This is a genomic window from Pseudomonas sp. GW821-FHT09H03 (genome assembly GCF_059415945.1).
Genome location: NZ_JBWKOF010000013.1, coordinates 49,427 through 71,228 on the forward strand (window position 1 = coordinate 49,427; position 21,802 = coordinate 71,228).

General features: G+C 58.9%; 23 protein-coding genes and 1 riboswitch. Of the genes, 15 read left to right on the forward strand and 8 right to left on the reverse strand.

From position 1 onward, the window contains the following. The first annotated feature begins 7 nt into the window (after positions 1-7). The 5 genes from sucC (at position 8) to AC07OG_RS18910 (ending at position 5,280) form a co-directional block, all read left to right on the forward strand. Positions 8-1,174: an ADP-forming succinate--CoA ligase subunit beta gene (gene sucC / locus AC07OG_RS18890; protein WP_007919879.1), complete on the forward strand. Its 1,167-nt coding sequence runs from the start codon at positions 8-10 to the stop codon at positions 1,172-1,174. Beyond that, positions 1,174-2,055, forward strand: coding sequence for a succinate--CoA ligase subunit alpha (sucD, locus tag AC07OG_RS18895; RefSeq protein WP_060541479.1), 882 nt, complete (start codon positions 1,174-1,176; stop codon positions 2,053-2,055). Before sucC ends, sucD begins: the two co-directional genes overlap by 1 nt. A 452-nt stretch (positions 2,056-2,507) precedes the next feature. Beyond that, positions 2,508-3,821: a branched-chain amino acid transport system II carrier protein gene (gene brnQ / locus AC07OG_RS18900; RefSeq protein ID WP_060541480.1), complete on the forward strand. Its 1,314-nt coding sequence runs from the start codon at positions 2,508-2,510 to the stop codon at positions 3,819-3,821. Positions 3,822-4,141: 320 nt separating this feature from the next. Beyond that, a complete protein-coding gene (locus AC07OG_RS18905) occupies positions 4,142-4,879 on the forward strand; it encodes a DUF599 domain-containing protein (protein ID WP_060541481.1) in 738 nt (245 codons plus the stop codon). Beyond that, a complete protein-coding gene (locus tag AC07OG_RS18910) occupies positions 4,879-5,280 on the forward strand; it encodes an MAPEG family protein (RefSeq protein ID WP_495067763.1) in 402 nt (133 codons plus the stop codon). The genes AC07OG_RS18905 and AC07OG_RS18910 overlap by 1 nt, the downstream gene beginning before the upstream one ends. Positions 5,281-5,346: 66 nt before the next feature. Here the strand turns inward: AC07OG_RS18910 and AC07OG_RS18915 are convergent, their stop codons facing one another. Then, positions 5,347-5,583, reverse strand: coding sequence for a hypothetical protein (locus tag AC07OG_RS18915; RefSeq protein ID WP_034146354.1), 237 nt, complete (start codon positions 5,581-5,583; stop codon positions 5,347-5,349). 158 nt (positions 5,584-5,741) lie between these two features. On the opposite strand from AC07OG_RS18915, the gene AC07OG_RS18920 reads away from it, so the two are divergent. The 4 genes from AC07OG_RS18920 to AC07OG_RS18935 all read left to right on the forward strand — a co-directional run bounded on the left by AC07OG_RS18920 (position 5,742) and on the right by AC07OG_RS18935 (position 9,449). Next, positions 5,742-6,218, forward strand: coding sequence for a PaaI family thioesterase (locus tag AC07OG_RS18920; protein ID WP_495067764.1), 477 nt, complete (start codon positions 5,742-5,744; stop codon positions 6,216-6,218). Next, positions 6,215-6,667, forward strand: coding sequence for a PaaI family thioesterase (locus AC07OG_RS18925; RefSeq protein ID WP_060541484.1), 453 nt, complete (start codon positions 6,215-6,217; stop codon positions 6,665-6,667). Before AC07OG_RS18920 ends, AC07OG_RS18925 begins: the two co-directional genes overlap by 4 nt. An 81-nt stretch (positions 6,668-6,748) precedes the next feature. Then, positions 6,749-8,653 (forward strand): molecular chaperone HtpG, encoded by a 1,905-nt coding sequence (gene htpG, locus AC07OG_RS18930; RefSeq protein WP_495067765.1) that lies wholly within the window; start codon positions 6,749-6,751, stop codon positions 8,651-8,653. Positions 8,654-8,720: 67 nt separating this feature from the next. Continuing rightward, entirely contained in the window at positions 8,721-9,449 is a 729-nt protein-coding gene (locus AC07OG_RS18935; RefSeq protein WP_495067766.1) for a dienelactone hydrolase family protein, read from the forward strand. 121 nt (positions 9,450-9,570) lie between these two features. Here AC07OG_RS18935 and AC07OG_RS18940 read toward each other — a convergent pair whose 3' ends face one another. The 5 genes from AC07OG_RS18940 to purM form a co-directional block, all read right to left on the reverse strand. Next, positions 9,571-10,431: a pirin family protein gene (locus tag AC07OG_RS18940; RefSeq protein ID WP_495067767.1), complete on the reverse strand. Its 861-nt coding sequence runs from the start codon at positions 10,429-10,431 to the stop codon at positions 9,571-9,573. 62 nt (positions 10,432-10,493) lie between these two features. Then, on the reverse strand, positions 10,494-10,910 hold the full coding sequence (locus tag AC07OG_RS18945; protein ID WP_060541487.1) for an OsmC family protein: 417 nt from the start codon (positions 10,908-10,910) through the stop codon (positions 10,494-10,496). Positions 10,911-11,131: 221 nt separating this feature from the next. Next, the gene (locus tag AC07OG_RS18950; RefSeq protein ID WP_218425144.1) at positions 11,132-11,845 is read right to left on the reverse strand and encodes a DUF3108 domain-containing protein; all 714 of its coding nucleotides are present in this window, start codon (positions 11,843-11,845) and stop codon (positions 11,132-11,134) included. A gap of 8 nt (positions 11,846-11,853) precedes the next feature. Beyond that, on the reverse strand, positions 11,854-12,504 hold the full coding sequence (purN, locus tag AC07OG_RS18955; protein ID WP_060541594.1) for a phosphoribosylglycinamide formyltransferase: 651 nt from the start codon (positions 12,502-12,504) through the stop codon (positions 11,854-11,856). Positions 12,505-12,515: 11 nt separating this feature from the next. Continuing rightward, positions 12,516-13,574 (reverse strand): phosphoribosylformylglycinamidine cyclo-ligase, encoded by a 1,059-nt coding sequence (gene purM, locus AC07OG_RS18960; RefSeq protein WP_060541489.1) that lies wholly within the window; start codon positions 13,572-13,574, stop codon positions 12,516-12,518. Positions 13,575-13,960: 386 nt separating this feature from the next. On the opposite strand from purM, the gene AC07OG_RS18965 reads away from it, so the two are divergent. The 6 genes from AC07OG_RS18965 (at position 13,961) to AC07OG_RS18990 (ending at position 19,294) form a co-directional block, all read left to right on the forward strand. Further along, complete coding sequence (locus tag AC07OG_RS18965; RefSeq protein WP_495067768.1) at positions 13,961-15,010, forward strand: DUF2066 domain-containing protein; 1,050 nt, start codon at positions 13,961-13,963, stop codon at positions 15,008-15,010. A gap of 34 nt (positions 15,011-15,044) precedes the next feature. Beyond that, a complete protein-coding gene (locus AC07OG_RS18970; protein WP_495067769.1) occupies positions 15,045-16,118 on the forward strand; it encodes an AI-2E family transporter in 1,074 nt (357 codons plus the stop codon). Between the two features lie 229 nt (positions 16,119-16,347). Then, positions 16,348-17,052 carry a DnaA regulatory inactivator Hda gene (gene hda, locus AC07OG_RS18975; protein WP_007898944.1) on the forward strand — a complete coding sequence of 235 codons (705 nt, stop codon included), beginning with the start codon at positions 16,348-16,350 and terminating at the stop codon, positions 17,050-17,052. Positions 17,053-17,274: 222 nt separating this feature from the next. Continuing rightward, entirely contained in the window at positions 17,275-17,910 is a 636-nt protein-coding gene (locus tag AC07OG_RS18980; protein ID WP_060541492.1) for a C40 family peptidase, read from the forward strand. A 166-nt stretch (positions 17,911-18,076) separates the two neighbouring features. Next, the gene (locus tag AC07OG_RS18985; RefSeq protein WP_060541493.1) at positions 18,077-18,613 is read left to right on the forward strand and encodes a C40 family peptidase; all 537 of its coding nucleotides are present in this window, start codon (positions 18,077-18,079) and stop codon (positions 18,611-18,613) included. 18 nt (positions 18,614-18,631) lie between these two features. Further along, on the forward strand, positions 18,632-19,294 hold the full coding sequence (locus AC07OG_RS18990; RefSeq protein WP_495067770.1) for a class I SAM-dependent methyltransferase: 663 nt from the start codon (positions 18,632-18,634) through the stop codon (positions 19,292-19,294). Between the two features lie 140 nt (positions 19,295-19,434). Here AC07OG_RS18990 and AC07OG_RS18995 read toward each other — a convergent pair whose 3' ends face one another. Beyond that, positions 19,435-20,748 (reverse strand): PQQ-dependent sugar dehydrogenase, encoded by a 1,314-nt coding sequence (locus tag AC07OG_RS18995; protein WP_495067771.1) that lies wholly within the window; start codon positions 20,746-20,748, stop codon positions 19,435-19,437. Positions 20,749-20,815: 67 nt separating this feature from the next. Further along, positions 20,816-21,400, reverse strand: a complete 585-nt coding sequence (locus AC07OG_RS19000; RefSeq protein ID WP_495067772.1) for a hypothetical protein — start codon at positions 21,398-21,400, stop codon at positions 20,816-20,818. 153 nt (positions 21,401-21,553) lie between these two features. Then, positions 21,554-21,788: riboswitch (cobalamin riboswitch) on the forward strand. The last annotated feature ends 14 nt before the right edge of the window (positions 21,789-21,802 follow it).

Below are 21,802 nucleotides of genomic sequence, written 5' to 3' on the forward strand. Positions count from 1 at the left end.
AAAAAGCATGAATCTTCACGAGTATCAGGGTAAGCAGCTGTTCGCTGAATACGGCCTGCCAGTTTCCACTGGTTACGCAGTAGACACCCCGGAAGCAGCAGCAGAAGCTTGCGACAAAATCGGCGGCAGTGAGTGGGTTGTCAAAGCCCAGGTCCACGCCGGTGGTCGCGGTAAAGCGGGCGGCGTCAAGCTGGTTCGCAGCAAAGAAGACGCCAAAGCCTTCGCACAGCAGTGGCTGGGCAAGCGTCTGGTGACTTACCAGACTGACGCCAATGGTCAGCCAGTCACCAAGATCCTGGTTGAATCGTGCACTGATATCGCTAAAGAGCTGTACCTGGGCGCTGTCGTTGACCGTTCGAGCCGTCGCATCGTGTTCATGGCTTCCACCGAAGGTGGCGTGGACATCGAGAAAATCGCTCACGACACTCCAGAAAAAATTCTGAAAGCCACTATCGATCCACTGGTTGGCGCTCAGCCATTCCAGGGTCGCGAGCTGGCATTCCAGCTGGGCCTGGAAGGCAAGCAAGTTGCTCAGTTCGCCAAGATCTTCGTAGGTCTGGCCAAACTGTTCAAGGATCACGACCTGGCCCTGCTGGAAGTGAACCCGCTGGTGATCAAGGCTGACGGCGATCTGCACTGCCTGGACGCCAAGATCAACATCGACGCCAACGCCATGTACCGTCAGCCTAAGCTGAAGACTTTCCACGATCCGTCGCAAGACGATCCGCGCGAAGCGCACGCTGCCAAGTTCGAACTGAACTACGTGGCACTGGAAGGCAACATCGGTTGCATGGTCAACGGTGCTGGCCTGGCCATGGGTACCATGGACATCGTCAACCTGCATGGCGGCAAGCCAGCCAACTTCCTCGACGTGGGCGGCGGTGCTACCAAAGAACGCGTTACCGAAGCGTTCAAAATCATTCTGTCCGACACCAACGTCGCTGCAGTACTGGTTAACATCTTCGGCGGCATCGTTCGTTGCGACATGATTGCCGAAGGCATCATCGGTGCAGTGAAAGAAGTCGGCGTGAAAATCCCGGTTGTTGTTCGCCTTGAAGGCAACAACGCTGAGCTGGGCGCTAAAGTACTGGCAGAAAGCGGTTTGAACATCATCGCTGCTACCAGCCTGACCGACGCTGCTCAACAAGTTGTCAAAGCTGCGGAGGGCAAATAATGAGCGTCCTGATCAATAAAGACACCAAAGTTATCTGCCAGGGTATTACCGGTTCGCAAGGTAGTTTCCACACCCAGCAAGCCATCGAGTACGGCACCAAGATGGTTGGTGGTGTAACTCCGGGCAAAGGCGGCACCGAGCACCTGGGTCTGCCAGTGTTCAACACCGTTAAAGACGCAGTAGAAGCCACTGGCGCAACCGCCAGCGTTATCTACGTTCCGGCTCCTTTCTGCAAAGACTCGATCCTGGAAGCTGCTTTCGGCGGCATCAAGCTGATCGTGTGCATCACCGAAGGCATTCCTACCCTGGACATGCTGGACGCTAAAGTTAAGTGCGACGAGCTGGGTGTCATCCTGATCGGCCCTAACTGCCCAGGCGTGATCACTCCAGGCGAATGCAAGATCGGCATCATGCCAGGTCACATTCACTTGCCAGGCAAGGTCGGTATCGTTTCGCGTTCCGGCACCCTGACCTACGAAGCTGTGAAGCAGACCACTGACGCCGGTTTCGGTCAGTCGACTTGCGTCGGCATCGGTGGTGACCCGATCCCGGGTTCGAACTTCATCGACATCCTGAAGCTGTTCCAGGAAGACCCGAAGACCGAAGCGATCGTGATGATCGGCGAGATCGGTGGTTCGGCTGAAGAAGAAGCGGCTGCCTACATCAAGGCACACGTGACCAAGCCGGTTGTTTCCTACATCGCTGGTGTGACTGCTCCTCCGGGCAAGCGCATGGGCCATGCTGGCGCAATCATCTCTGGCGGCAAAGGCACTGCAGACGAGAAATTCGCTGCTCTGCAAGACGCAGGCGTTAAAACCGTGCGTTCGCTGGCAGACATCGGCAAGGCCCTGGCCGAGCTGACCGGTTGGGCTGTCAAGTAAGCCTCGCGCTTAGCTGACGCTTCACCAAACAAAGGCCACCTTCGGGTGGCCTTTGTCGTTTCCGGGGTTTGCATTATTTGTGGCGAGGGGGCTTGCACCCGTTCGGCTGCGCAGCAGTCGCAAAACCAGCGATCATTGACTACCTGACAACGTGCAATCGCCTGCATACGGGGCTGCTTCGCAGCCCAACGGGCGCAAGCCCCTCGCCACAGGGTTCTGTGGAGGTAAATTAGATATGTAAATGCGACATGGAAATGTCGCGTATCGGAATGTTCGCCCCCAAACAGTGCGTTTGTCAGACAAATTCGTTAGGCTACGCGCCATTTTTGCGTCCGCAGCCCACAAGGCCGTAACGCGCTTAAAGGGTTGGTCCCATACGGACCGACAGCATTTCCCTCACCCATAGGGAAATCCCTCTCTAAATTCCGATTCAGTAGTGTGGTATTTCCTTAATGAAAGTGTTGAAAGGCCAGGACATCCTGGCACTTGGTTTTATGACGTTTGCCCTGTTCGTCGGGGCTGGCAACATCATCTTCCCGCCTATCGTCGGTTTGCAGTCCGGCCCCAACGTCTGGATGGCGGCGCTGGGCTTCCTGGTCACCGCAGTCGGTCTGCCGGTGATCACCGTTGTCGCCCTGGCCAAGGTCGGCGGGGCAATGGATGCATTGAGCAGCCCGATCGGTAAAATTGCCGGTGGCCTGCTGGCAGCTGCCTGCTACCTGGCCGTCGGCCCGTTGTTCGCGACTCCGCGTACCGCGACGGTATCGTTTGAAGTCGGCCTGGCACCGTTGACCGGCGAAAGCCCGCTGGCGCTGTTCCTCTACAGCTCGGTGTACTTCCTGCTGGTGTTCTTCATCTCGTTGTACCCGGGGCGTCTGCTCGATACCGTGGGGCGTTTTCTCGCACCGTTGAAGATCGTCGCCCTGGCCGTGCTGGGCATCGCGGCATTTGCCCTGCCGGCGGGTGACATCGGTGTCGCCACACCGGAATACGTTGCCGCACCGTTCTCCCAGGGCTTCATCAATGGTTACCTGACCATGGATACCTTGGGCGCGTTGGTCTTTGGCATCGTCATCGTCAACGCCATCCGTTCCCGTGGCGTCGAGTCGCCGGCGCTGATCACCCGTTACGCGATCATTGCCGGTCTGATCGCCGGTCTGGGCCTGGTGCTGGTTTATGTCAGCCTGTTCCGCCTCGGTTCCGGCAGCCATGAAGTGGCCGCCGGTGCAACCAACGGTGCGGTGGTATTGCACGCCTACGTGCAGCACACCTTCGGCTCGCTGGGCAGCGGTTTCCTGGCCGTGCTGATTTCCCTGGCCTGCCTGGTGACGGCGGTCGGCCTGACCTGTGCCTGCGCTGAATACTTCAGCCGTGTGCTGCCACTGTCCTACAAGACCCTGGTGATTATCCTGGCCGCGTTCTCCCTGCTGGTGTCCAACCTGGGGCTGACCAAGCTGATTGCGTTCTCGATCCCGGTGCTGACCGCGATCTACCCGCCATGCATCGCTCTGGTGGCCCTGAGCTTCTGCAAGGACTTCTGGCATGAGCAGGGCCGCATTGTCGGTCCGGTGATGCTGGTGTCGTTCATCTTCGGTCTGATCGATGCCCTCAAGGGCGCCGGCCTGGCGGACTGGATGCCGGAGCAGATGTCTCACCTGCCATTGAGTGAGCAGGGCTTGGCCTGGCTGGTGCCGTCGGTGATGACGCTGGTTGTTGCGGTGGTTTGTGATCGTCTGCTGGGCAAGCGCGAAGAAGCGCTGGCTTAAGCTGCTTATTGGCCCGCCACAAGCGGGTCTCGAGCCTTGAAGAAATGCCCCGTATCAATCGATGCGGGGCATTTTTTTATGGAGTGGATGCAGTGTCTTTTTTCTTGGGCTAACGTCGAAGCAATGCAAAACCCGAATGTGGGGGGGTGCTCTTGTGGCGAGGGGGCTTGCCCCCGTTGGACTGCGTAGCAGTCCCGGAACACTGGTAAAGGGCCGCTACGCGCCCCAACGGGGCAAGCCCCCTCGCCACAAAAGCCCCTCACACAAAAGCCCGCGCCCACAAGGTTTCGGTGTTCTGCCACTACATCACAAGGACCTGCATGTCGTTCATCCAAGCCAATTTGATCCACATCCTCGCCGCCCTCTGGTTCGTCATCTGCTGGGGTGGCTACACCCGTTACGCAACGTGGAAGGGCCGCGACACCGCGTGCCTGGCCAGTGTGCTGCATCTGTACCGTGAGGACTGGATGCGTCGCATGCTGCTGCGCGATAACCGCATCGCCGACGCCAGCGTGATTGGCAATCTGGAGCGCAACGCATCGTTCTTCGCCTCCAGCACACTGATTATCCTCGCCGGTATTCTCACCGTGCTCGGCGCATCAGAGCGGGCAGTCTCGTTGCTGGCGGATATCCCGATGGTGCAGCAAGCCTCCCAAGGCATGTCCGAGATCAAGCTGCTGTGCCTGGCGCTGGTGTTCGTCTATGCATTCTTCACCTTCAGCTGGTGCATGCGCCAATACAACTTTGCAGCGATTCTGGTTGGCTCGGCGCCCATGGTCGGCGAGCGCCTTGTTTCCGAACAAGAGCGCAAAGCCTTTGCCGCCCGGGCGGCACGGGTGATCTCCATGGCCGCCAACCAGTTCAACTTCGGCCTGCGTTCTTACTACTTCGGCATGACCATGCTGGCCTGGTTCGTCAGCCCCTGGCTATTCATGTTGATGAGTGCCGGCGTGGTGCTGGTGTTGTATCGCCGCGAGTTTCATTCCGACGTTCTCGACGTGATGGTCTATACCCCTACAGAGGCGCCGTTGCCTGAGGTGAATAAAGAGGCCGCTTGATGAGTATTCCGTTCTGGTGTGTGTTTATCAGTGCACTGTTGATTTATGTCGCCCGCATGCCGGTGGCCAAGGCCATGAAAGAGCAGGGCGGTTACGACAATCACCTGCCGCGTCAGCAACAGGCACAGCTCACAGGTTTCGGCGCCCGCGCGGTTGCGGCTCATCAGAACAGTTTCGAGGCGTTCATATTGTTCGCGGTGGGGGTGTTGATGGCGCATACCACTCAAACGGCGGGATGGCTGATCGACGCGTTTGCAATCATCTTTTTGATTGCACGAATCCTGTACCTGTTGTGCTACTGGGCAGACCTGGCCTGGCAGCGCAGTCTGGTGTGGTTGGTTGGGCTGGTGTGTTCGTTGTTGCTGATGGTCAGTCCGACTTTCAGAACGATCTTGCTGTAAACAAAAAAACGCAGGCAAAAGAAAACCCGCAGCAGGCGGGTTTTCTTTATCACGCTAAAAACTGTTTTAGTTTTTAGGTGCAGCTTCTTTTGCAGCGGCTTCGTTCGATTCAGCCTGAGCTTTGGCGGCTTCGGCGTTTTCTTTCGCAGCGTCGTTCACTTTATCCTGAGCTTTGTTCATGTCCTGCTGAGCTTGCTCGGCGTGTTGGTTTGCATCTTGAGCTTTGTCCTCGGATTTTTTATCGCAGGCAGCGAGACCGAGGGAAGCGGTCAACATCAAGGCAATAGCTAAAGTCTTACGCATGGGGTGTCTCTCCTTATGGAAAATATCTACTTGGCCTTTCGAGCACAGGCATCAGGGTTAAGTTCCTCAAAACCTTCAGATATATATGTTTAGAGTAAAACGGAACTTTTGCAGGGGTTTTTACCCCACAGCGCGGACACTCATCAGAGTTTAATGAAATGGCTGAAAACACCGTTTTTGAGCGCGCAACACGGTTTATGTCGGCCCTGCGGCACTGTCAGGTACTCGGTTTGCAGGTTCACAGCGCCAGCAACGATGGAATGACGATCATTCTGCCCTACAGCCGGCAAATCGTTGGTAATCCACAGACCGGGGTCATTCACGGTGGTGCCTTGACCACATTGATGGATACGGCGTGTGGCATGGCCACGCTCTGCGTTCTACCCGAATTCGAAGTCTGCCCGACCCTCGATTTGCGCATCGATTACATGCATGCCGCCGAACCACACAAAGATGTTTTCGGCTTTGCCCAGTGTTACCGAGTGACCACTGACGTGATTTTCGCCCGTGGCTTTGCCTATCAGGACGATCCCGAACAACCGATCGCGCATGTAGTCGGCACCTTCATGCGCATGGGCACGGGCATCAAGGGCGGCAAAGGCATGGCCGGCAGGATTGCCGGAGGTGCGAAATGACTGAGTTTTTGCAGGAGCAATTGCGCCAGGCCCATGAGCAGGGCGACTACGCCTCGCTGCTCGATCTTATTCCCTACGCCAGACTGATCGGTGTCGAATGCTCTCGCGTTGGCGATGAGTTGCTGTTCCGCCTCCCGGCCAACAAGGACAACATCGGCAACCCGCTGTTGCCGGCAATCCATGGGGGGGTGATTGCCGGTTTCATGGAATTGTCAGCAGCCTTGCACCTGCTGATTTTTACCGGCTCGCCCGGAGTGCCGAAGATCATCGACTTCTCCCTGGACTATTTACGGGCGGGACAATTTCGCGACACCTGGGCCCGTTGCCAGGTTTGCCGCCAGGGCCGCCGGGTCGCCAACGTGGCGATTACCGCCTGGCAAAGCACCGAGGCCGAACCCATCGCGACGGCCCGGGCACATTTCAAACTCCAGGAGCCCTTGAAATCCTGAACGGCGCCCCAAACTCTGATGACAACCCGCCGCCGACCCTCAAGGTCGCGGCTTATGCCATCTGATTGGAGTTTGATGACCATGAGTGTGGAAACTCAAAAGGAAACCCTGGGCTTCCAGACCGAGGTGAAGCAACTGCTGCACCTCATGATCCATTCGCTGTATTCCAACAAGGAAATTTTCCTTCGCGAATTGATCTCGAACGCCTCTGACGCCGTCGACAAGTTACGTTTCGAGGCCTTGGCCAAACCAGAATTGCTGGAAGGTGGCGCGGAACTGAAAATCCGTGTGAGCTTCGACAAGGACGCTAAAACCGTCACTCTCGAAGACAACGGCATCGGCATGAGCCGCGAAGATGCGATCACCCACCTGGGTACTATCGCTAAATCCGGCACCGCAGATTTCATGAAGCACCTGAGCGGTGATCAGAAGAAAGATTCGCACCTGATCGGTCAGTTTGGTGTTGGTTTCTACTCCGCCTTCATCGTCGCCGACAAAGTCGACGTGTTCAGCCGTCGCGCCGGCAGCCCGGCCAGCGAAGGCGTACATTGGTCGTCCAAAGGCGAAGGCGATTTCGAAGTTGCAACCGTCGACAAGGCCGAGCGCGGCACTCGCATCGTCCTGCACCTGAAGTCCGGTGAAGACGAGTTCGCCGATGGTTGGCGCCTGCGCAACATCATCAAGAAATACTCCGACCACATCGCCTTGCCGATCGAGTTGCCAAAAGAAGTGGCCGCTGTCGAAGGCGAAGAGCAGCCGGCTGTCGAGTGGGAAACCGTCAACCGCGCCAGCGCCCTGTGGACCCGTCCTCGCACCGAAATCAAGGACGAGGAATACCAGGAGTTCTACAAGCACATCGCTCACGATTTCGAAAAACCGCTGAGCTGGAGCCACAACAAGGTCGAAGGCAAGCTGGAATACAGCTCGCTGCTGTACGTGCCGACCCGTGCTCCGTTCGACCTGTACCAGCGTGAAGCGCCAAAGGGCCTGAAGCTGTATGTACAGCGCGTGTTCGTCATGGATCAGGCTGAGTCCTTCCTGCCGCTTTACCTGCGTTTCATCAAGGGCGTGGTCGACTCCAATGACCTGTCGCTGAACGTGTCGCGGGAAATCCTGCAGAAAGACCCGATCATCGACTCCATGAAGTCGGCGTTGACCAAGCGCGTCCTGGACATGCTGGAAAAACTGGCGAAAAACGAGCCTGAGCAGTATCAGGGCTTCTGGAAAAACTTCGGCCAGGTCATGAAAGAAGGCCCGGCGGAAGACTTCGCCAACAAAGAAAAAATCGCCGGCCTGCTGCGGTTCGCCTCGACCAACGGTAACGACGGCGAACAGGTTGTCGGCCTGGCCGAGTACCTGGCTCGCGCCAAGGAAGGTCAGGACAAGATCTACTACCTGACTGGCGAAACCTACGCGCAAGTCAAGAACAGCCCGCACCTGGAAGTCTTCCGCAAGAAAGGCATCGAAGTGCTGCTGCTGACCGACCGCATCGATGAGTGGCTGATGAGCTACCTGAGCGATTTCGACGGCAAGAGTTTTGTCGACGTGGCTCGCGGTGACCTCGATCTGGGCAATCTGGATTCGGAAGAAGACAAGAAAGCCGCAGAAGAGGTCGCCAAGTCCAAAGAAGGTCTGGTTGAGCGTCTGAAAACCGCATTGGGCGAATCCGTGGCTGAAGTGCGGGTTTCCCATCGCCTGACCGATTCCCCGGCGATCCTGGCCATCGGTGAACAGGACCTGGGCCTGCAAATGCGTCAGATCCTCGAAGCCAGCGGTCAGAAGGTTCCGGATTCGAAGCCGATTTTCGAATTCAACCCGGCTCACCCGCTGATCGAGAAGCTCGACAACGAGCAGAGCGACGAGCGCTTCGGCGACCTGTCGCACATCCTCTTCGATCAGGCAGCCTTGGCGGCCGGTGACAGCTTGAAAGACCCGGCGGAATATGTGCGCCGACTGAACAAGCTGTTGGTCGAGTTATCGGCTTAACTGTGTTGCAGAAAAACCCGCTTCGGCGGGTTTTTTCATTCTGGTGTTCAACAATCAGGAGTCACAAATGAGCCAAGTCACTGTACGTTCCGTTGTCTATCAGATTGACGGCCAGCCATATGAAAGTCGTGTGGCCTTCGACGCTGACCATAAAGGCCCGCGCCCGGGCCTGTTGATGGCGCCGAACTGGATGGGCGTCAGCGCCGGTGCCGAAGAGATTGCCAAATCGGTGGCAGCCAAGGGTTACGTGGTGTTGATCGCGGACATCTATGGCCAATCACTTCGCCCGCAGAACAACGACGAGGCGGGCGCGGCGATGATGCCGTTGAAGGATGACCGGGCATTGCTGCGCAAGCGCATGCAAGTGGCGTTCGAACAGCTGCAAAGCCAGGGTGAGGCGGTGGTCGATAGCTCGAAACTGGCGACGTTCGGTTTCTGCTTTGGCGGTTGCTGTGCGCTGGAGCTCGCCCGTACCGGTGCGCCAGTGAAAGCGGCGGTGTCGTTCCATGGCACCCTCGATACGCCGAACCCGGCCGATGCGAACAACATCAAGGGCAAGGTCCTGGTGTTGCACGGCGCTTCCGACCCGTTAGTGCCGAAAGAGCAGTTGCCGGCGTTCGAAGATGAAATGAACGCGGCCGGGGTGGACTGGCAGTTGCTCAGCTACGGCGGTGCGTTCCACTCGTTCACCGACCCGCACGCCCAGGTGCCGGGGATGATGATGTATGACGCGAAGATCGCGGCTCGGGCGTTCACCTCGATGCACAATTTGCTGGATGAAGTGTTCAAGGGCTGACTCAGTCGGCGCCTGTACCGGCCTCTTCGCGAGCAAGCCTGCTCCCACAGGGTTTGATTCACCGTCGAACCCTGTGGGAGCGGGCTTGCTCGCGAAGGGGCCAGCACAGGCACCAGACAAATCAGGGCAACTCGATCCGCTCAACTTCCCCCGGCACAGTCGGCCAATCCCCGGCTGCCCAGCGCCGGCGTGCTTCGTCGATAGCCGCCGGGTCGCTGGCGACAAAATTCCAGTTGATCCGTCGTGGCCCATCCAGCGGCGCACCGCCAAACAGCACCGCATGACAGTCGCTCTCGGCGAACAGTGTCATTTCTTCCCCGACCGGCAGCACCACCAGCGAATGCGGCTCCAGTAGTTCGCCATCCAGTTGCACCTCGCCGCTCAATACATACAGCGCACGCTCTTGATGCTCGGTGGGAATCGCCAGCGTCGTCGCCGTTTGCAGCTCCAATTGCGCGTACAGCGTCGGTGAAAGCACCGGCACTGGTGATTCCAGGCAAAAGCCTGTTCCGGCAATCATGCGGATCTTCACCCCAAGGTTTTCGCTGACCGGCAGCGTCGCCGCCGGATGATGGCTGTAGTGCCCCGGCCCCTGTTCGTGATCCCTGGGCGAGGCCAGCCAAATCTGCAGGCCATGCATCGTGAAACCGCTGTCCTTCAGGGCTTGCGGCGTGCGTTCGACGTGGGCAATGGCGCTGCCTGCGGTCATCCAGCTGACGTCTCCGGCGTCCACCACCTGATCGGAACCGAGGCTGTCCTTGTGCTGGATCTGCCCCTGGAACAGGTAGGTGAGGGTGGACAGGCCGATATGTGGATGCTGGCGGATGTTCATGCCTTTACCTGCCGGATAACGGGTTTCCAGCATGTGGTCAAAAAACACGAATGGCCCGACGCTGCGACACTTGGCCGACGGCAATGGACGCAGAATCGGCTGGCCTTCTACATCTTCGGCGCGAGGGCGGATCACGAGCGGAGTGTTCATGGTGCATTCCAGGTTGAGCGGGTGATGCGGTCGAGCATAACCCGCTTGCTCAGCCCTTGCCGCTATTGGCTGAACGCACCTTCGGACAGGTGAGTTTCGATGCTGACGTCGCTGGTGGTCATCAGCTTGTGGATCGGGCAGCGATCGGCCACACGATGCAGTTCATCGCGCTGGGCATCGGTGAGCACGCCCTTGAGGGTCAGTTTGACGTGCAGCGCGTATTGGCCTTTGTTCTCCTGACTGTTGTCGCGCTTGACCTCGACGCCTACTCCAGTGAGCGGAATGTCTTTTTTCCTGGCATACAGCTTCAGGGTCAGGGCTTTGCAGGCTCCCAGTGCGGCATCGAAATAATCGTGGGGCTCGGGAGCAGAACCTTCGCCACCAGCCGTGACGGGCACGTCGGCAAACAGTTCGTGTTCATCGATTTGTACGCTGTGGCGAAAACCTTCGGCGGAGACGGTATTGACGGTAACAGTCATAGCAAACCTCGCTGGTAGCAGGAAAAATCATTCGATCAAAAAGATCTTGAAGGTATAGAGCATTACGCTGGATTCGCGTTCCAATGGATTGCTTCGGGGGCAAATCAAAAGATCGCAGCCTGCTGCAGCTTAGAGATCGGTGTAGGGGCTGCCGCAGGTTGCGATCTTTTGATTCACAAAAAAAAGCCCCGCGAGTGCGGGGCTTGTCGTATCGGTGCGGATCAGTTGCCTTTGACGGCCTTGCCGTTGACCTTGCCGTCCAGGAGCATGATGTTGTACTCCTTGCCGTCGGTTTCGACCTGTTGCAGGCGAACCAGCAGATAGTCCCAGTCCTTGGCGAACCACAGCACGGTGATGCGCTTGCTTTGTGTCGGGTCGCGTACGCGCTCGACCTTGATCGCATCGATCTGGCCGGCCTTGGTGTCGACTTTTTCCGGACCCAGCACGCGGAAGTCATAGGTATCGACTTCGCCATCATCGACTACCTGATAGCTCATGCTTTTCTTGCCAGCGGCGACGTCGTGCTGCAGCGCCAACTGGTAGGTGGATTTATCGAGCATGCCGCGGTTGAGTGGAATCTTGACCGCGTCACCGCGATCGGTACCGGTGACCATTTTGCTGGCCCAGTCGAAGTCCAGGTCGGCCTTCTTGGCCTTGCCCAGACCGCCACGTTCGAAGTGGTAGGACTGTGGCAGCAAGGTGTCCTTGTCCAGGGTCAGGGTGCTTTCTTCGGTCAGGCTGGCGATCATCATCGATGCCTTGAAGCTGAGCTTCCATTTTCCATCGCCGAGACTTTCCAGGTTACGTTCGGCGGTACCGCTCATGGGCAACTGTTTCCAGTCGGCGGTGTAGCTGGCGGAGAAAGGTTGAAGTTCTGCCGCCTGGGCAAAGGGCAGGGCGAGCAGAGCGCAAGCGAAGAGCAGGGCGCGACGCATAAAATCTCCTAGGGTCGAATCAAGTGGCCGCTGGCCGCAAGTAACTGTCCATCCAGTAAAGCACCTTGCTCGCCGAGCAATAAACGATCTTCGGCAAACCAGCGTACGGCCATCGGGTAGATCAGGTGTTCCTGAACATGGACTCGCTGCGCCAGACTCTGCGGCGAATCCTGCAACTCTACGGGTATTACTGACTGTACGACCAGTGGTCCGCCATCGAGTTCCTCGGTGACGAAGTGAACGGAGCAGCCGTGTTCGGTGTCGCCGGCCTCCAACGCGCGCTGATGGGTGTGTAACCCCTTGTATTTGGGTAGCAGCGACGGGTGGATATTGAGCAGGCGACCCTGATAGTGGCGCACGAATCCGGCGCTGAGAATGCGCATGAATCCGGCCAGTACCACGAGTTTTGGGTTGAAGGCGTCGATCAGTTCGATCAGCGCGGCATCGAAGGCTTCGCGGCCCTCGAACGCCTTGTGATCCAGGGTACGGGTGTCGATACCCGCATCCCTGGCGCGTTGCAGGCCGTAGGCGTCGGCACGATTGGAAATCACCGCGGCGATGCGGACCGGGCTGTCGCCGGTCCGCGTGCTGTCGATCAAGGCCTGCAAGTTACTGCCGGAGCCGGAGAGCAGCACCACGACATCACAGGTGTTGGACATCCGCTCTTGCATCAGTGTGCCTTGAGGTTCTTCAGTTCGACCTGGGCCGCGCCTTCGGCAGCGGTGGAGATCTGACCGATGACCCATGGCTGTTCGCCGGCTTCGCGCAGAACCTTCAGGGCGGTTTCTACGTGCTCTTGAGCCACGCAGATGACCATGCCCACACCGCAGTTCAGCACGCGGTGCATTTCGTTTTCGTCGACGTTGCCTTGCTCTTGCAGCCAGTCGAACACTGCCGGGCGGGTCCAGCTCGCCACGTCAACCACCGCCTGGGCGCCTTTTGGCAGAACGCGCGGGATGTTGTCCAGCAGGCCGCCACCGGTGATGTGGGCCATGGCTTTGACAGCGCCGGTTTCCTTGATCAGCTTGAGCAGCGGCTTCACGTAGATACGGGTCGGGGCCATCAGCAGGTCGGTCAGGGGCTTGCCGTCGAGCTGGGTGTTTTCGATGTCGGCACCGGACACTTCGATGATCTTGCGGATCAGCGAGTAACCGTTGGAGTGCGGGCCGGAAGACGGCAGGGCGAGCAGGGCATCGCCGGCAGCGACTTTGGAGCCGTCGATGATTTCGGATTTTTCCACGACGCCGACGCAGAAGCCGGCCAGGTCGTAGTCTTCGCCTTCGTACATGCCCGGCATTTCAGCGGTTTCACCGCCGACCAGGGAGCATCCCGACAGTTCGCAGCCTGCGCCGATACCGGTCACAACCTGAGCAGCGGTGTCGACGTTCAGTTTGCCGGTGGCGTAGTAGTCGAGGAAGAACAGCGGCTCGGCGCCGCACACCACCAGGTCATTGACGCACATGGCAACCAGGTCGATGCCGATGCTGTCGTGCTTGTTCAGGTTCAGTGCCAGGCGCAGCTTGGTGCCGACGCCGTCGGTACCGGAAACCAGCACAGGCTGCTTGTAGCCAGCCGGGATTTCGCAGAGGGCGCCGAAACCGCCCAGGCCGCCCATGACTTCCGGGCGCGCAGTGCGCTTGGCGACGCTCTTGATGCGTTCGACCAATGCTTCACCGGCGTCGATGTCTACACCGGCGTCCTTGTAGCTCAGGGAGGGTTGCTTGCTCATGATCCAGGCCTTTAGGGGGGATTTCTGGGTAACGACCGAGCCCAGCGGGAACGCCGAAACTGCGTAGGCGAGAGCCTTGCACGCTATTCGGACACTGCCCGGCTGTTGCCGGTCTGCGAAGGCGCGCGATTTTATCAGGCTTGAGCCGCAGCGGCCATCCTCAGGCCGACCACAGGGTCATATCCGCTTAAAAAAACCGCTACAGACTCGGTGTCGGTGGCATCCTGCACGGCTGTATAAAGGTATCGCAATTAACCGGCTATCGTTATGACAGTGCGAAAACTTACCCGGTACCTGTGAATGTTTTGCGTCGGGCGAGGGTCACAGCCTTGCTCTATTGTCTTCATGCGGTCAGTTCCAGCCGCTCTTGTCTTCAGGAATCTTCCATGCGTTTATGTAAATTCTTGTTTGTGGGTTGTCTGTCCTTGTTCAGCCTGATCAGCCATGCAGAAACCGTCAAAGGCCTTTATCAGGTGCGCGAGCCGGTGAATGGGCAGTCCGCAGAGGAGCGCGATCAGGCCACTCAGCGGGCACTCGATACGCTGGTGGTGCGCCTGACCGGCGATCCAAAAGCCGCGCAAAGTCCGGGTTTGGCGGCCATTCGCAAAGACCCTCAGCAAATCATCAGCCAGTACGGCTTTGATGCCGGACCACCGGAAGTGTTGAAAGTCGATTTCGATCCGGGCACCACCGAGCAGGCCTTGCGCCGTGCCGGATTACCCATGTGGGGCGCTAATCGGCCGTCGATCCTGGGCTGGTGGCTGAACGAATCTGCCGAGGGAACCAGCCTGGTGGGTGACGGTCAGGCCAGCGCGGCGGCGCTGCGGCGGGCGGCCCAACACCGTGGTTTGCCCTTGCGTCTGCCGCTGGCGGACCTGAATGAGCAGATAGTAGCCACCGCGCCGAACCTGGAAAGCGCCGATCCGGCGCCTTTGCATGCTGCCTCCGAGCGCTACAACGCCGATGCGTTGCTGGCGGTGCATGCCCGTGAGGAAGGTGGGCAATGGCAAGCCAATTGGCGGCTGTGGCTGGGCGACCAGAAAGAGGCAGGCAGCGTTCAGGGTGCTGATCAGGCCGGTGTGGCCGATGCAGTCATGCTGGCGGTCAACGAGCGCCTGGCGCCGCGATTCGTCGCCAAGCCGGGCGCTACGGGGCAGCAATTGCTCGAGGTTCAGGGCATGAACCTTGAGCGGTATGCGACGCTTGGGCGGTTGCTGGAGCCCTTTGGCGGGCGTGTGCAAAGCGTCAATGGCGAGCGGATTCTCTATCGGGTCAATGGCAGCGCCGACCAGTTGCGTGCGCAACTGTCGCTGGCGAGGTTGCAGGAGCAGCCGGTGAGTGCGCCGCCAGCCCCGGCTCAGCCTGCGGCAGACGGTTCGGCACCGGCTGTTGTGCCTGCGCCTGCGCCTACGCCTCAGTTGAGTTTTCGCTGGTAGTTTTTCTTCCCTTATATAAAAGCAGGAGTTGTGCATGGCCGATACGCGGCAGTGGTTTTGGCTTGGTGGGGTGTTCCTGCTTTGTGGTTTTATCTGGTTGCTGCATCCGATCCTGACGCCGTTCCTGGTGGCGTTGCTGCTGGCTTATCTGTTTGATCCGGTGGTCGACCGGCTGGAGAAGGCCGGGTTGTCACGGACCTGGAGCGTGGTCGCGGTGTTTGCGCTGATTACCCTGATCTTCAGCGCGCTGCTGTTGGTGCTGGTGCCAATGCTTGCCAGGCAGCTGTTTCATTTGTATGAGCTGGCGCCGCAAATGCTCGACTGGCTGCAGCATACGGCGTTGCCCTGGGCGCAATCGAAGTTCGGATTGTCGGAAGGTTTCTGGAAATTCGACAAGCTCAAGGCGGCAATCAGCGAGCATGTGGGCCAGACATCCGACATTGTCGGCGTGGTACTCACGCAAGCAACGGCTTCAGGCCTGGCGTTGATTGGCTGGCTGGCCAATCTGGTGTTGATTCCGGTGGTCAGTTTTTACCTGCTGCGCGATTGGGATCTGATGATGGCCAAGATCCGCGGCCTGCTGCCCCGTGATCGCGAAGAGCGCGTTGTCGCCCTGGCGGATGAATGCCATGAAGTACTCGGTGCGTTCATTCGCGGGCAGTTGCTGGTGATGGTGGCATTGGGCGTGATTTACTCCGCCGGCCTGATGCTGGTGGGCCTGGAGCTGGGGCTGTTGATCGGGATGATTGCCGGCCTGGCCGCGATTGTGCCGTACATGGGGTTTATCATCGGCATTGGCGCGGCATTGATCGCGGGTCTGTTCCAGTTTGGTGGCGATCTGTATCCGATGATGGGCATCGCCGCCGTCTTCATGGTCGGCCAGGCGCTGGAGGGCATGGTGCTGACGCCGCTGTTGGTGGGCGACCGGATTGGCCTGCACCCGGTGGCAGTGATCTTCGCGATTCTGGCCGGTGGTGAGCTGTTCGGATTTACCGGCGTGCTGCTGGCGTTGCCCGTTGCGGCGGTGATCATGGTGCTGGTGCGACATATGCATGACCTATATAAGGTTTCAAATGCCTATGGCAACGTAGAGGGGCCTGGGCAATAAGGTTGTCGCCGGGGTTCATCGGGCTACCCGGTTTGATGCCGGGGTGGCCCTTGTCCGTCATCTGACTGTCACATGTACCGCCAAAGAAACTGTCATAAAACCAGTGCGTTAACGCAAACCTTTGATTTTGCTTGTGGTCTGTCGCATTGTGCGGCCAGCTTCACGGGTATAAACTTCGCAAACTTTACACAGAGGCCACTAACGGTTCCTTTGGAACTGTTCAGTCAGCATGAAACCGATTCAGCTGCCCCTAGGTGTGCGTCTGCGTGACGACGCCACCTTTATCAACTATTACCCAGGCGCCAACGCCGCTGCACTCGGCTATGTCGAGCGGCTGTGCGAAGCCGACGCCGGCTGGACCGAGAGCCTGATCTACCTCTGGGGCAAGGACGGGGTAGGGCGTACGCATCTGTTGCAGGCGGCTTGCCTGCGTTTCGAACAGTTGGGGGAGCCTGCGGTGTATCTGCCGCTGGCTGAATTGCTCGATCGCGGCATTGAGATTCTCGACAACCTCGAACAATACGAGCTGGTCTGTCTGGATGATCTGCAGGCGGTGGCCGGAAAAGCCGACTGGGAAGAAGCACTGTTTCATCTATTCAATCGCTTGCGCGACAGTGGCCGACGTCTGCTGATTGCAGCATCGACCTCGCCTCGCGAATTGCCGGTCAAGCTGGCGGATCTCAAATCCCGCCTGACCCTGGCGCTGATTTTCCAGATGCGTCCGCTTTCCGATGAAGACAAATTGCGTGCCCTGCAATTGCGCGCTTCACGTCGCGGTCTGCACCTGACCGACGAAGTCGGGCATTTCATCCTCACTCGCGGTACCCGCAGCATGAGTGCGTTGTTCGAGTTGCTCGAGCGTCTCGATCAGGCCTCGCTCCAGGCTCAGCGCAAGCTGACCATCCCGTTCCTCAAAGAAACCCTGGGCTGGTAGAGCCCGCTAAAACCGGGGCTTTTGGCCGGCTCGGCATATTTCAGGCGCCAGAAAACACGCTTTCCTGCAGGGTTGCAGGCTGCGCGACTTTTCAAAATGGGCTTAAGCGCTTAGATGTTAACGAGAAACTGATAAGTCACAAAAAGATTGATTGAATTTGCAAATGAGGTTGATAGCGGGCATAGTCTCGGCTTCTTTACAACTTCAGCCACGGTCGTGCCCATGCTAAATCGCTTCGCACCCCTCGTGCCTCTCGCACTCGTTACCCTTCTGTTTGGTTGCGCTGCCCACACTCCGGTGTCCGAGCAAGCCCCGCAACAGCAGGTAAAAAATTCTGTTACCGCCCAGTCTTCCAGCGTTTTTCAGGAAGAGCTGGCCACTGAAAAAGAACTGGCTGACTTCGCCGATGGCAAGTCGTACCAGCTCCCGGTTCTGGCTGACAGCATCCTCGAACGTGGCATGTCCCTGATCGGTACCCGTTACCGTTTCGGCGGTACCTCAGAAGCCGGCTTCGATTGCAGTGGCTTCATCGGTTACCTGTTCCGCGAAGAGGCGGGCATGAATCTGCCGCGTTCCACTCGCGAAATGATCAACGTCGATGCGCCGCTGGTATCGCGCAGCAAGCTTGAGCCGGGCGACCTGTTGTTCTTCGCTACCAATGGTCGTCGCGGTCGCGTCAGTCACGCCGGCATCTACCTGGGCGACAACCAGTTCATCCACTCCAGCAGCCGCCGCAGCGGTGGTGTGCGCATCGATAGCCTGGGCGACAGCTACTGGAGCAAGACCTTCATCGAAGCCAAGCGCGCCCTTGCGATGGCTCCGGCGGCAAGCCCTGCAATCGTCACGGCGCGCAAGTAATCCGACATTTTGTAGGGTTAACTTAAAGTCTTACTTGAAGTTTGCCGCGTAGCCGCTAAAATTCTGATCTACGAATGATGGCAAACCGCCTGCGTGACACGCAGGCGGTTTTCTTTTCTGCACTCCCGGCAGAAAAAAGCCGCAGCCAGATCAGGATGCACTGCTAATGATGACCTCGGCCCGCCTCGCAATCATCTGCTTCGCAGCGCTGCTCAGCGCCTGCGCCAGTCGCACACCGCCTCCTGCGCCGGTGGTTCGCGCGCCCATCGTATTCGGATCCTCACAAGCCTTTTCACCTGAAGCGGAAGATGTGCTGTTTCGCGCCCTGGGCCTTGTGGGTACACCTTATCGCTGGGGAGGTAACACACCGGATTCCGGATTTGATTGCAGTGGGTTGATCGCCTATGTGTACCGTGATGTCACGGGGATCTCCTTGCCGCGGACCACTCGCGAAATGATCTCCATGCGAGCGGCCAACGTGGGCAAGGAAGGCCTGCAGACCGGCGATCTGATCTTCTTCGCCACCAATGGCGGCTCCCAGGTCAGCCATGCCGGGATTTATGTCGGCGAGGGACGCTTCGTGCACGCACCGGCCACGGGTGGCACGGTCAAGCTCGACAGTTTGTCCAAGGCGTATTGGCAGAAGGCCTATCTGAGTGCCAAGCGTGTGCTGGAACCTGAGCACCTGGCGCGTAATCCGTAGTAGCCCGAGGTTGTGGCCATGACCGCCCGCACACTCAACCTTGACGACGCTTTGTATCAATACCTGCTCGATGTTTCCCTGCGCGAAACGCCGTTGCTCGAGCGCCTGCGCGATGAAACCCAGGCGTTAGCCATGGCGCGTTGGCAGGTGGCACCGGAGCAGGGGCAGTTTCTTGCTCTGCTGGTGAAACTGACCGGTGCCAGGCGTGTGCTGGAGGTTGGCACCTTTACCGGTTATAGCGCGCTGTGCATGGCGGCGGCTTTGCCGGCGGACGGTGCGTTGATTTGCTGTGATATCCCGGGGGACTACAACGCTACCGCACGCCGTTACTGGCAGGAGGCCGGCCTCGCCGAGCGGATTGACCTGCGCCTGGCGCCGGCGCTGCAAACCCTGGCCGAGCTTGAACGGCAAGGGCAGGGCGGGCAGTTCGACCTGGTATTCATCGACGCTGACAAGGCCAATTACCCGCAATACCTGGAGCATGCCTTGGGTTTGTTGCGATCAGGCGGGTTGGTGGTTTTCGATAACACGCTGTGGAGTGGGCGGGTGCTGGAGAGCGATCCCGAGAGTGCGGACACCCGTGCCATCCAGACGCTCAATCGTGCGTTGAAGGAGGATGCCCGGGTGGATCTGTCGTTGTTGCCGTTGGGGGATGGGCTTACCCTTTGCCGCAAACGCTAGCGCCCCTCTGTAGGAGCGAGCATGCTCGCGATGGGCGTTAACGATAACGCGGGGAGTCTGATACCCCGCGGTGTTCTTGAGTTCATCGTCGGAACGCCGCCCGGAGCATGCTCGCTCCTACAGTTAAGGGCGCGTCGCGGTTATTTGACCGCCGACACCCGCCACACCTTGTTCCCCACGTCATCGGCCACCAGCAAGTCACCCTGCCGGTCTATCACCACGCCTACCGGCCGACCCATGGCTTGCTCCTCGTCATTCAGGAAGCCGGTCAGCACATCAACCGGCGGCCCGGCGGGTTTGCCAGCGTTGAAGGGCACGAAAATCACTTTGTAGCCACTGTGCGGCTTACGGTTCCATGAGCCATGCTGGCCGATGAAAGCACCCTGGGTAAATGGCGCAGGCAGCTTGCTGCCCTCGGCGAAGGTCAGGCCCAGGGAGGCCGTGTGCGGGCCGACGGCATAATCCGGAGCAATGGCCTTGGCCACCAGTTGCGGGTTTTGCGGGTCTACGCGAACGTCGACGTGCTGGCCGTAGTAGCTGTACGGCCAGCCGTAAAAGCCACCGTCCTTGACCGAGGTAATGTAGTCCGGCACCAGGTCGCTGCCGATCTCGTCCCGCTCGTTCACCGCCGTCCACAGCGCGCCACTTTTCGGTTCCCAGTCCATACCGTTGGGGTTGCGCAGGCCGGAGGCGAAAATCCGCTGGTTGCCGGTGGTGCGATCGACTTCCCAGATCGCCGCGCGACCCTCTTCCTTGTCCATGCCGTGTTCGGCGACGTTGCTGTTGGAGCCAACGGTAACGTACAGCTTGCTACCGTCCTTGCTGGCGATGACGTTTTTGGTCCAGTGGTGATTCAGCGTGCCGCCCGGCAGGTCGAGCACTTTGATTGGTTGCGCCTTGATCACCGTATCGCCGGTTTCATAGTGAAAACGCAGCAGGCGGTCGGTGTCGGCCACGTACAGGTCGTTGCCGACCAGGGTCATGCCAAACGGCGAGTTGAGGTTTTGCAGGAACACTGTGCGGGTTTCGGCAACGCCGTCGTGGTCCTTGTCGCGCAACAATGTGATTCGATTCGGGCTCGGTACGCCAGCACCCGCGCGACCCATGACCTTCTTCATTACCCAGCCTTTAACGCCCTTGCCATCATCGGGTTTGGGTGGCGCATTGGTTTCCGCCACCAGAATGTCGCCGTTGGGCAGCACGTACAGCCATCTAGGGTGGTCCAGGTTTTCGGCGAACGCCGCCACTTGAGTTCCTGTCGCGGCGACCGGTTTCGCGCCCTGCGGCCAGCCTGTTGCCGGCGCTATGTTCATCGTCGGCAGCAGGGTTTTGTTGGGTTGCGGGAGCTGGGGGGACGGCCCGGTGCCGTCGGCGACTTTCAGGCTGGCGCTTTCACCGCAGGCGGCGAGCCCACCGACGAGCGTAATCATGACAAAGAGCTGGGAGGTGCGCATGCTGGGCTTCCCTATGAATACCTTCTTCTAATCATAGAGAAGCGTTATCGCGCGAAGGTTCAACGCCTCAGGTGCGAGCTTCTTTGAAAAGCACGGCAATCCCGGGGTGGTAGTTGCCGGCCTCGTTGCGCAACTTGCGATAGGCGTAGGGGAAGTACCAAGCCACGGCGCAGGTATGCTCCTTTTGCAGGTCGTCGACCATGTCCTGCAGCTCTTCCGGCGTGGCACCCTGCTGGGCTTTGTGCGGGGCGACGAACAGGCAGCCCAGTTTCAGCTCGCTGGCATGACTCAGGCGCCTGGCATCGCTGGTGACGTCGAGCAATGCCTGAGTCACATTGAGGCTGTTGACCCGTGGCCAGCGCTGGCTGGTCTGGATGTAGGCACGGGTGTCGGGTGTCGCGAGAAACAGATCGGCGCGGCTGTTGCGTTCGCCTTCTTCGGTCTGTTTGCGGGTTTGCGTCTGTTGCAGGGTGACCATTTCGGCCATCCAGGCTGCCACGGAGAGCAATCCAAGATTGGCCTTTTCGTCGTGCCAGTACGGCGTTTCACCGTCGCCGCGTATGGCGTTGTAACGGTCGATGCAGTCGAACCAGCGTTCCAGCGCCGGGCGCAGGAATTCCAGCTTCGGATTGCTGATGATCATGCCTTGCATGGGGTTCACCCTTGTTATTGTGTAGTAAATTTATGGCGCTTTGATATCACTGCTGGGGCCAAGGCACAAGATCGCTGTCGGATTATTGATCAGCGCACTTAATTGCTCTCCAGCGTCCCGGCTTTAATTGACGCTCCACCCCCAACCCTCTAACCTTCGCGGCTTGTTTCAGGTGCTCTGTGGCTTGGGTCGACAGAGTGAAACAGGGAAGCCGGTGAGTGAGCCTTCGATGGGTTCGAAAGCCCACAATCCCGGCGCTGCCCCCGCAACGGTAAATGAGTGAAAGCTGCGCCTTGAGCCACTGTGTCCATTGTCGACATGGGAAGGCGCGCAGCCTGGCGCAAAGCCGCTCATGAGCCCGGAGACCGGCCTGATTCATCCAGTGGCATCACGGTGGGCGAT

Coding starts and splice junctions, on each gene's coding strand:
- htpG (WP_495067765.1), top strand. CDS start 6,749: ATGAGTGTGGAAACTCAAAAGGAAACCCTGGGCTTCCAGACCGAGGTG.
- AC07OG_RS18915 (WP_034146354.1), bottom strand. CDS start 5,583: ATGCGTAAGACTTTAGCTATTGCCTTGATGTTGACCGCTTCCCTCGGT.
- AC07OG_RS18990 (WP_495067770.1), top strand. CDS start 18,632: ATGACCGCCCGCACACTCAACCTTGACGACGCTTTGTATCAATACCTG.
- purN (WP_060541594.1), bottom strand. CDS start 12,504: ATGTCCAACACCTGTGATGTCGTGGTGCTGCTCTCCGGCTCCGGCAGT.
- AC07OG_RS18920 (WP_495067764.1), top strand. CDS start 5,742: ATGGCTGAAAACACCGTTTTTGAGCGCGCAACACGGTTTATGTCGGCC.
- AC07OG_RS18940 (WP_495067767.1), bottom strand. CDS start 10,431: ATGAACACTCCGCTCGTGATCCGCCCTCGCGCCGAAGATGTAGAAGGC.
- AC07OG_RS18905 (WP_060541481.1), top strand. CDS start 4,142: ATGTCGTTCATCCAAGCCAATTTGATCCACATCCTCGCCGCCCTCTGG.
- AC07OG_RS18980 (WP_060541492.1), top strand. CDS start 17,275: ATGCTAAATCGCTTCGCACCCCTCGTGCCTCTCGCACTCGTTACCCTT.
- AC07OG_RS18985 (WP_060541493.1), top strand. CDS start 18,077: ATGATGACCTCGGCCCGCCTCGCAATCATCTGCTTCGCAGCGCTGCTC.
- AC07OG_RS18965 (WP_495067768.1), top strand. CDS start 13,961: ATGCGTTTATGTAAATTCTTGTTTGTGGGTTGTCTGTCCTTGTTCAGC.
- sucC (WP_007919879.1), top strand. CDS start 8: ATGAATCTTCACGAGTATCAGGGTAAGCAGCTGTTCGCTGAATACGGC.
- AC07OG_RS19000 (WP_495067772.1), bottom strand. CDS start 21,400: ATGCAAGGCATGATCATCAGCAATCCGAAGCTGGAATTCCTGCGCCCG.
- AC07OG_RS18970 (WP_495067769.1), top strand. CDS start 15,045: ATGGCCGATACGCGGCAGTGGTTTTGGCTTGGTGGGGTGTTCCTGCTT.
- sucD (WP_060541479.1), top strand. CDS start 1,174: ATGAGCGTCCTGATCAATAAAGACACCAAAGTTATCTGCCAGGGTATT.
- purM (WP_060541489.1), bottom strand. CDS start 13,574: ATGAGCAAGCAACCCTCCCTGAGCTACAAGGACGCCGGTGTAGACATC.
- hda (WP_007898944.1), top strand. CDS start 16,348: ATGAAACCGATTCAGCTGCCCCTAGGTGTGCGTCTGCGTGACGACGCC.
- AC07OG_RS18925 (WP_060541484.1), top strand. CDS start 6,215: ATGACTGAGTTTTTGCAGGAGCAATTGCGCCAGGCCCATGAGCAGGGC.
- AC07OG_RS18995 (WP_495067771.1), bottom strand. CDS start 20,748: ATGCGCACCTCCCAGCTCTTTGTCATGATTACGCTCGTCGGTGGGCTC.
- AC07OG_RS18910 (WP_495067763.1), top strand. CDS start 4,879: ATGAGTATTCCGTTCTGGTGTGTGTTTATCAGTGCACTGTTGATTTAT.
- AC07OG_RS18945 (WP_060541487.1), bottom strand. CDS start 10,910: ATGACTGTTACCGTCAATACCGTCTCCGCCGAAGGTTTTCGCCACAGC.
- AC07OG_RS18950 (WP_218425144.1), bottom strand. CDS start 11,845: ATGCGTCGCGCCCTGCTCTTCGCTTGCGCTCTGCTCGCCCTGCCCTTT.
- brnQ (WP_060541480.1), top strand. CDS start 2,508: ATGAAAGTGTTGAAAGGCCAGGACATCCTGGCACTTGGTTTTATGACG.
- AC07OG_RS18935 (WP_495067766.1), top strand. CDS start 8,721: ATGAGCCAAGTCACTGTACGTTCCGTTGTCTATCAGATTGACGGCCAG.